Raw genomic sequence first — 7629 nt, forward strand, 5'->3', positions numbered from 1 at the left:
ATGAGACGGAGGATCTGCTGCGCCGCGACGCCGACATCGCCGTGCGCATGGTGCGGCCGACGCAGGGCGCGCTGGTGGCCCGGCACCTGGGAGTGATCGCGCTGGGTTTCCACGCCCATCGCCGCTATCTGGACACCCACGGCACGCCCACCTCGCTGGACGGTTTGATGGCGCACAGCCTGATCGGTTTCGATACCGAAACGGCGCCCATCAGGGCGATACGCGCCCGGGGCCTGTACCTGGAGCGTGAGCGCTTCGCGTTCCGCGCCGACAGCGACCTGGCCCAGCTGGCCGCCATCCGCGCCGGCTTCGGCATCGGCATCTGCCAGGTGGGGCTGGGCCGGCGCGATCCGGACCTGGTGCACCTGCTGCCCGGCACCCTCGGCTTCGACCTCGACACCTGGCTGGTCATGCACCCGGATCTAAAGTCCATCCGGCGTGTCCGCCTGCTGTACGACCACCTGGCCGAGGGGCTGTCCGCCTACATCCGCAACGGCCAGTAACGCCGCCGCGCCATGACAGGATCGACATTGCCAGCGGTGTCGGCTTGGACGGAAACTGCGACCGCTAACATGCCTTTCCAATTCTAGGGGTAGGATTTCCCATGAAGCTGCTGCGTTACGGCCCCGTGGGCCAGGAGAAGCCCGGCCTGCTGGATGCCGCCGGCCAGATCCGCGACCTGTCGGGCCATGTGGCCGACATCGGCCCCGCCCAGCTGTCGGCCGAAGGGCTGGCCGCGCTGGCGGCGCTGGACGTCGACAGCCTGCCGGTGGTGTCCGGCGACCCGCGCCTGGGCGTGCCCTACACCGGCATCGCCAAGTTCCTGGCCGTGGGCCTGAACTACGCCGACCATGCCGCCGAATCCAACCTGCCCCTGCCGAAGGAGCCGGTGCTGTTCACCAAGGCGGTCAGTTGCCTGAACGGCCCCAATGACGAGGTCATGCTGCCCCAGGGCAGCGTGAAGAGCGATTGGGAGGTGGAACTGGGCATCGTCATCGGCAAGACCGCCCGCTATGTGGAGGAGGCCGACGCCTTGTCCCATGTGGCCGGCTACGTCCTGGTCAACGACGTGTCGGAGCGTGAATACCAGATCGAGCGCGGCGGCACCTGGGACAAGGGCAAGGGCTGCGACACCTTCGGCCCCGTCGGTCCCTGGCTGGTGACGGCCGATGAGATCGCCGACCCGCAGAACATCGACCTGTGGCTGGACGTGAACGGCACCCGCCGCCAGACCGGCAACACCAGCACCATGATCTTCGGCGTGGCCACGCTGGTCAGCTACATCAGCCGCTTCGTCACCCTGCAGCCGGGCGACCTGATCACCACCGGCACCCCGCCGGGCGTGGGCATGGGCGTGAAGCCGGAACCGGTGTACCTGAAAGCCGGCGATGTCATGCGCCTGGGTTCCGACCTGCTGGGCACGCAACAGCAGACGGTCATCGCCTGGCGGCGCTGAGCCTTTCGGGACTGATTGATGTAAAAGCGGGGGGCGGGGAAACCTGTCCCCCGTTCGCTTTGAGGGCTCCATGCGCATCCTGGTCACCGGTTCCTCCGGCCCTCTGGGCGCCGCCATCGTGCGCCAGGGCCGGGCGCGCGGCTGGAGGGTGCGCGGCTTGGACATCCGGGTGGCGGCCACCACCGACGTCCAGGCGGATGTGGCGGATGCTGACGCGCTGGCGCGGGCCCTTGAGGGCCAGGACGCCGTCATCCATGTGGCGGCCCTGCACGCGCCCCAGGTGGGCCAAGTGCCGGATGCCGACTTCCATCGGGTGAACGTCCAAGGGACGGCGACGCTATTGCGCCTGGCGGCCGAGGCGGGGGTGGGGCGCTTCATCTATACCTCCACCACCTCCCTCTACGGCCACAGCCTGGTGCCGCCGGCGGGCGGCCTGGTCTGGGTGGATGAGGACACGCCCGCCCGGCCGCGCGACATCTATGACGCGACCAAGCGGGCGGCGGAGGATTTGTGCGCCGACGCGGCGTCCGGCTTTGCCCGGGGCTTGGCCATCCTGCGCATCGCCCGCTGCTTCCGGGAGCCGGCGGGGGTGCGCGCCGCCCACCGCCTGCACCGGGGCCTGGCCATGGCCGACGCGGCGGCGGCGCATGTGCACGCCGTGTCGGTGGCCGTCTCCGGCACCTTCGTCATCTCGGCCCTCACGCCGTTCAGACGGGAGGAAGCGGCGGCGCTGGCCATGGACGCCGCGGGTCTCATCCGCGCCCGGCTGCCGCGCGTGGCGGCCCTGTTCGACCGCCGGGGCTGGGCGCTGCCGGCGCGGCTGGATCGTGTCTACGACGCGACCCGGGCCGCCACCGAGCTGGGATTCCGCCCACGCCTTGATTTCGCCCACTGGTGAGGGATCACCAGCCGGTATGGCTGCTGGTGTGGGTCTGGCCGTCTGGCGTGGTCACCGTGCGGCTGTCGGTATAGGTGCCATCACCGTTGTTGGTCTGTGTGAAGGCCCGCGTGGTGGCTCCGGCCGGCCCGTTGGTCACGGTGGTGCGCCCGATATTGCCATTGCCGTTATCATAAGGCGTGGTGGTGGCCGAATAGGTCTGGCCGCCGGGATTGGTGTGGGTGACGGTGCCGCCCTGGCCGGGGGTGCGGGTCATCGTGCTGGTGCTGGTCGCGCCGTTGAAGCCGGTGACGGTGCGGCTGTCGGTGATGGTGCCGTTGTTCACGCTTCGGCTGGCGGTGCTGCTGGCGGTCTGGCCGTTGGGACGGGTGGCGGTGACCGAGCGGCCCACGTTGCCGCCGCCGTCGTTGTAGCCGTTGACCGAACGGCTGTAGCTGTGTCCACCGGCCCCGGTGACGGACCAACTGCGGCTGCGTGATCCGGCCAGGGCCGGCGCGGCGGTGGCCAGCATGGTGGCGAGGGCCATCAGGCCGGCGGCGGGAATTGATACCTTGCGCATGGAAACGCTCCATCGGTTCGGCGGCGGGGACGGACTGTCCCTGCCGGGTCGCCCGCTGGTACGCCGGGGCCGGCCCATAGTTTCCGGGTCCGTCCTCCCCAATCCATCCCCCCTGTCCACCGGTGGTAGAGGGCGGCCTGCCCCGTTCGGGATAGGGACGCGCCTGTCAGCTTTTCCTCAGGGCCGGCTTTCCGCAGCCTTGATTACGTCAGCCGCTTCTCACGGGTTCCAGGCCCTTACCACACCCGCACCCTGTCCTCCGGCCGCAGGTACAGCGCGGCGCCGGTCCCCACACCAAAGGCGGTGTACCAGCCGTCGACATTGCGCACGGCCTGGTTCACACGGCAGGCGTCCGGCGTGTGGGGGTCATTGGCCACGTCGGCGCGCAGGGCTTCCGGCCGGCGCTTGCCCCGGCGCAGTTGGGCGAAGCCCAGGAAGAAGCGCTGGTCGCCGGTCAAGCCGTTGATCACCGGCGCCTCCCCATCGGCCAGGGCGGCATGATAGGCGGCGTAGGCCAGTTGCAGACCGCCGACGTCGGCCAGGTTCTCACCCAGGGTCAGACGGCCGTTGACCATCAGGCCGGGCGCCACCTGGCAGCCGCCGTACAGTGCCACCAGCCGGTCGGCCAGGGTGGTGAAGCGGGCGGTGTCCGCCTTGGTCCACCAGTCGCGGGCATGGCCGGCGGCGTCGAACAGCCGGCCCTGGTCGTCGAAGGCGTGGGTCAGTTCATGCCCAATGATGGCGCCGATGCCGCCATAGGTGATGGCCAGGTCGGCATTGGTGTCGAAGGCCGGGGGCTGCAACAGGGCGGCGGTGAACACCACCGTCATGGCGGCGCCGTCGTTATAGGCGTTCACCGTCTGCGGCGTGATGGTCCATGCTTGCGGATCCACGGGCTGGTCCAGCCGGCGAAGGTCACGCGCCCAGGCGTAGGCCGTGGCCCGTACCACGTTGCCGTACAGGTCGTCGCGGCGGATGACCAGGCCGTCGTAGCGGTCGCCCGAAGCCGGCACGCCAATCAGGATGCGGTAGGCGTCGACCTTGCGCGCCGCCTCCGCCTTGGCTTCGGCCGACATCCAGGGAGAGGCGGCGATGCGCACCTTCAACGTGGCCTTCATCCGGGTGACCAAGCCGGCCAGCGTCGCCTGTGCGCGGTTGTCGAACCAGCGCGCGGTGTAGAGCCGGCCCACCGCGTCGCCCAGGGCACCCCGGCTGTGGGCCATGTCCTTCCAGCCGCCGCCGGACACCTGGGCCAGGGCCTGGCGCCAGCGCGGCGGCGGCGCCGTCTTGCCCTCCACCGTGCGGCCGTGCAGGTCGAACCAGGCGTCAGCATAGTCCTTGGCCAGCAGGGGGGCCGCGTTGTCCATCAGATGGAAGGTGGCCCAGGCGCGCAGCACCGGCAGGGGCGTTGTGGCGAACAAGTGAGCCAGGGGCGGCAGGGCCGTGCGTTCCACCACCACGATGCGCTCCACCTGGCCCATCCCCGCCGCCGCCAGGTAGGCGCCCCAGGGGAAGCCCGGGGCCAAGCGGGCCAACTGCCCTGGAGTCATCGGGTTGTAGATGGCACGCTCGTCCCGCTGCTGCGCCGGGGTCCAGCTGGCGGCGGCGATCCTGGTCTCCAATGCCAGGATGTCGTCGGCGCGCGAGTCCGCCTGTGGCCAGTTCGCCAGGGTCAGCAGCCGCGCGACGTAGGCGCGATAGGCCGTGCGCCGCGCCGCGTTACCGGCATCCAGGTAGAAGGCGCGGTCCAGGCTGCCCAGGCCGCCCTGGCCCAGGTACAGCGCGTGGCGGGTGGCGTCGCGGCTGTCGCGGCCCACTGACAGCTGGAACAACGATCCGTGCAGGCTGGCGTTGGCTTGGCCCATCATCTCCGCCAGAGTGGCGCGGGTGGCGGCCAGGCGCAGGCGCGTCAGCTCCCCATGTAGCGGCCGGCCGCCCAGCGCCTCCACCCGCGCCTCATCCATGAAGGCGGCGTAATAGGCGCCCACCTGCGCCGCCTCGCCGTCGGCAGGCGCTCCGGCACGGGCCGCATCCTCCAGCATCTCATGCACGTGGGCCTCGGCCGCTTGGGTCAGCTGGGTGGCGGTGGAATATCCCGGGCGATCGGGCGGGATGGCCGTCTCCTCCAGCCAGCCGCCGTTGGCGTGACGAAAGAAGTCCTTGCCGGCATCGATCTGCGGCGCGCCGCCGGGCCAGGGTGAGGGCTGGGCCGATGCCCCGGCGGACAACGCCAGGGCCAGGCAGAACAGCAGGAGGGAAGGGCGCATGGGAGCGGGCACCAGCGCAGGGATGGGGCCTGCACCTTAACAGAGATGGGCCGGCGCCCGCTCCCCTGTTCCCCTACGCCGCCGCCTCGATCACGTCGGCCGCGTCGTCCAGGCCCCGGCGGCGGGCGGCTTCGGCCGGGGTCTGGCCCAGCGGGTTGCGGAAGCTGGGATCGGCGCCGAAGGACAGCAGCAGCTCGGTCACCTCCACCGCCAGGGCCTCGTCGTCCGGCAGGCAGAACAAGGCGGGTTCGCCCGGCCGGTCCTGGCGGTTGGCGCGATCCGGCTCCTCCGCCAGCAGGGCGCGCAGCCGGTCCACGGCCCCGGCGAAGCACAGCCCCCGGAAGTTGCGGCTGTGCCCCGCCAGAAAGGCCGCCATCTCCCGCCGCCCATTATAGACGGCGTGGGTGAGGGGGCTGCCGCCATAGCGGGTTTCGAACGGGTCGACCATCGCCCCCCGGGCGATCAGCACTTCGCCGATCGCGATGGCACCGGCCTGGGCGGCGAAATGCAGGGCGGTGCAATCGTGGTCGTCGGCCACGTCGGGCGACATGCCCAGGTCCAGCAAGGCCGCCACCCGGTCGGCGTGGCCCGACTGGATGGCGATGCTCATCGGGGCGATCGCCCGCAGGAACTCCGGATGCGCCCGCGCCAGCCGGCGCAGGGTGGCGACATCCCCGGCCGCGGCGGCGGCCACGAAAGCCTCATCCTCCGTCAGCGTCGGGCGGACGGCGCCATGGCGGACCAGCAGATCGACCATCGCCTCATGGCCATGGACAAGGGCATGCTTGATGACCGGCTGGCGGGAATAGAAATTGACGCCGGTGGCCTGGGCCCTATGCTCCAGCAGCCATTGGGCCCGCCGCAGATGGTTGTTGGCCACGGCGTTGCCCAGCAGATAATCGACTGCGCTGCGGGCCTTTCGTCCGCCCAGGGCGTCGGGCGCCGGCCCCGTCCATTTGCCGGTCCCGCCCCGCTTGGCCGATTCCGCCCACAGCCACTCCAGCCAGAACGTGTCGTCCGTCGCCAGCGAGGTGTTGTACAGCGCCTGGGCGGCGAACGGGTCGGCACCCCGGTCGACCAGCAGGCGGGCGAAGGCCCCCGCCTGGGGGTGGGGCGCCTGCCCGCCCTCACCCTCGCCGATGACGCCCACCAGGGGCGTGAACTCCGGGCTGGCGTCGGACCAGCCGGCGTCGGGGTCAGCGCCGGCGTCCAGCAGCAGGGTGGCGATGGCCAGCGCGTGGCGCTCCACCGCCTGATCCAGCATGTCGGGCGGCAGGCGGGCATAGGCCAGGCGGGACAGCGGCGTCCAGCCGTCGAAATCGCTGCGATCGCGCACCAGCCCCGGGTCCTTGGCCAGCAGCCGGCGCACGGCCTCCAGGTCATGCGCCACCACCGCCATGTGGATGCTGGTCCTGGTCAGTTCCGGATGGCGGGCCAGCAGGCGGGCGGCCACGGCGCCGCGCCCGGGACCGTCGCGCTCATAATCGCCCCAGGTACGGGTGGCGGGGTCGGTGCCATAGCGGTTGACGGACTTCTCCAGCACCAGGCGGACACGCTCCGCCGTGGTCCGGGCGCGGTCCTCCACCTCCTGCCGCAGGGCCGCCCAGCTGGCGTAGCCATGCTCCCGGGCCAGGGCCTGCTGCACCTGGCGCAGCGTGGGCGCCGTGGTGTGGCCGGGAAAGATTTCCAGGAAGCGCACGGCGGCGGCCGTGTCGCCGCCGGCGATGGCCTTCAGCCAGCGCTTGGCCTCGCGGCGCAAGGCCTCGACGGTGGTGTTGGCGGACAGGGCACGAGCGGTCATGGGGGAACCTTCTTTCCGAATAACGCCCGATGTCCGCTCGAAAAGGGCCGGAAGAAGGGATGGCTATGAGATGGCATCAAGCCGGTTGGGTGGAGGCCAGGCCCCCTTGCCGCGGACAGGTGGCGCCCCAATGCGCACTGGCATTGAGAAAACGTCGAACGCCGGCGGATGTCAATGGGCGGCGCTTGAGCCAAAAGGCCTCAGGCGGACAGGACCTCCACCGCGCGACGTTTCGCGGCGGCGATAAGGGCCGCGTCACAGGACGCGAGCGGGATCCGTTTGCGCAGCGCCAGCTCAAGATACGCCGCGTCATAGAGGGTCAGATTTTCCTCGCGCGCGATCTGCCGGGCCGTGGACCAGGCGTGGCGCTCGGTGTCCTCATCGCCAAGAATCGCCAGGCGTTCCAGCCGCGCCAGTGAACGGTCGACGTGCGCCTCATCGCACCGGCCGCGCCGCGCCGCGTTGCGCAGCACGTTGAACAGCATGGCGCCTTCAGGGACAGCGCGATGTCACGCAAGCTTTCCCCCTGCAGGCGGCGGCGGACGAACACCTCCCGGCGCAAGGGCGGCATGGCCTCCAGCGCCCGCTGGAAGGCGGCGACGCGCTGACGATGCATGATCACCTCCTCCGCCCGGGGGGCCTCGCAAG

General features: G+C 70.9%; 7 protein-coding genes and 1 pseudogene. 3 read left to right on the forward strand and 5 right to left on the reverse strand.

The window, feature by feature from the left end; translation table 11 throughout:
- From I55_RS16975 to I55_RS16985, 3 genes are all read left to right on the forward strand, one after another.
- Nucleotides 1–503: LysR substrate-binding domain-containing protein (locus I55_RS16975; RefSeq protein ID WP_044561767.1), on the forward strand; the 503-nt coding region annotated here is incomplete at its 5' end.
- 101 nt (nt 504–604) lie between these two features.
- The gene (locus I55_RS16980; RefSeq protein ID WP_044561768.1) at nt 605–1456 is read left to right on the forward strand and encodes a fumarylacetoacetate hydrolase family protein; all 852 of its coding nucleotides are present in this window, start codon (nt 605–607) and stop codon (nt 1454–1456) included.
- A 70-nt stretch (nt 1457–1526) separates the two neighbouring features.
- Nucleotides 1527–2354 carry an NAD(P)-dependent oxidoreductase gene (locus tag I55_RS16985; RefSeq protein ID WP_044561769.1) on the forward strand — a complete coding sequence of 276 codons (828 nt, stop codon included), beginning with the start codon at nt 1527–1529 and terminating at the stop codon, nt 2352–2354.
- Between the two features lie 4 nt (nt 2355–2358).
- On the opposite strand, the gene I55_RS33180 is transcribed toward I55_RS16985, so the two are convergent.
- From I55_RS33180 to I55_RS39075, 5 genes and pseudogenes are all read right to left on the reverse strand, one after another.
- Nucleotides 2359–2913: a hypothetical protein gene (locus tag I55_RS33180; RefSeq protein ID WP_049974214.1), complete on the reverse strand. Its 555-nt coding sequence runs from the start codon at nt 2911–2913 to the stop codon at nt 2359–2361.
- Nucleotides 2914–3149: 236 nt separating this feature from the next.
- A complete protein-coding gene (locus tag I55_RS16995; protein ID WP_044561770.1) occupies nt 3150–5180 on the reverse strand; it encodes a M13 family metallopeptidase in 2031 nt (676 codons plus the stop codon).
- A 73-nt stretch (nt 5181–5253) separates the two neighbouring features.
- On the reverse strand, nt 5254–6981 hold the full coding sequence (locus I55_RS17000; RefSeq protein ID WP_044561771.1) for an ankyrin repeat domain-containing protein: 1728 nt from the start codon (nt 6979–6981) through the stop codon (nt 5254–5256).
- Between the two features lie 200 nt (nt 6982–7181).
- Entirely contained in the window at nt 7182–7466 is a 285-nt protein-coding gene (locus tag I55_RS17005) for a type II toxin-antitoxin system VapC family toxin (RefSeq protein ID WP_252181186.1), read from the reverse strand.
- 56 nt (nt 7467–7522) lie between these two features.
- Nucleotides 7523–7597, reverse strand: a pseudogene (locus tag I55_RS39075) (RNA polymerase subunit sigma-70); the annotation flags it as partial.
- Nucleotides 7598–7629: the final 32 nt, after the last annotated feature.

It is taken from the genome of Azospirillum sp. B4 (genome assembly GCF_000333275.1).
GTDB lineage: Bacteria > Pseudomonadota > Alphaproteobacteria > Azospirillales > Azospirillaceae > Nitrospirillum.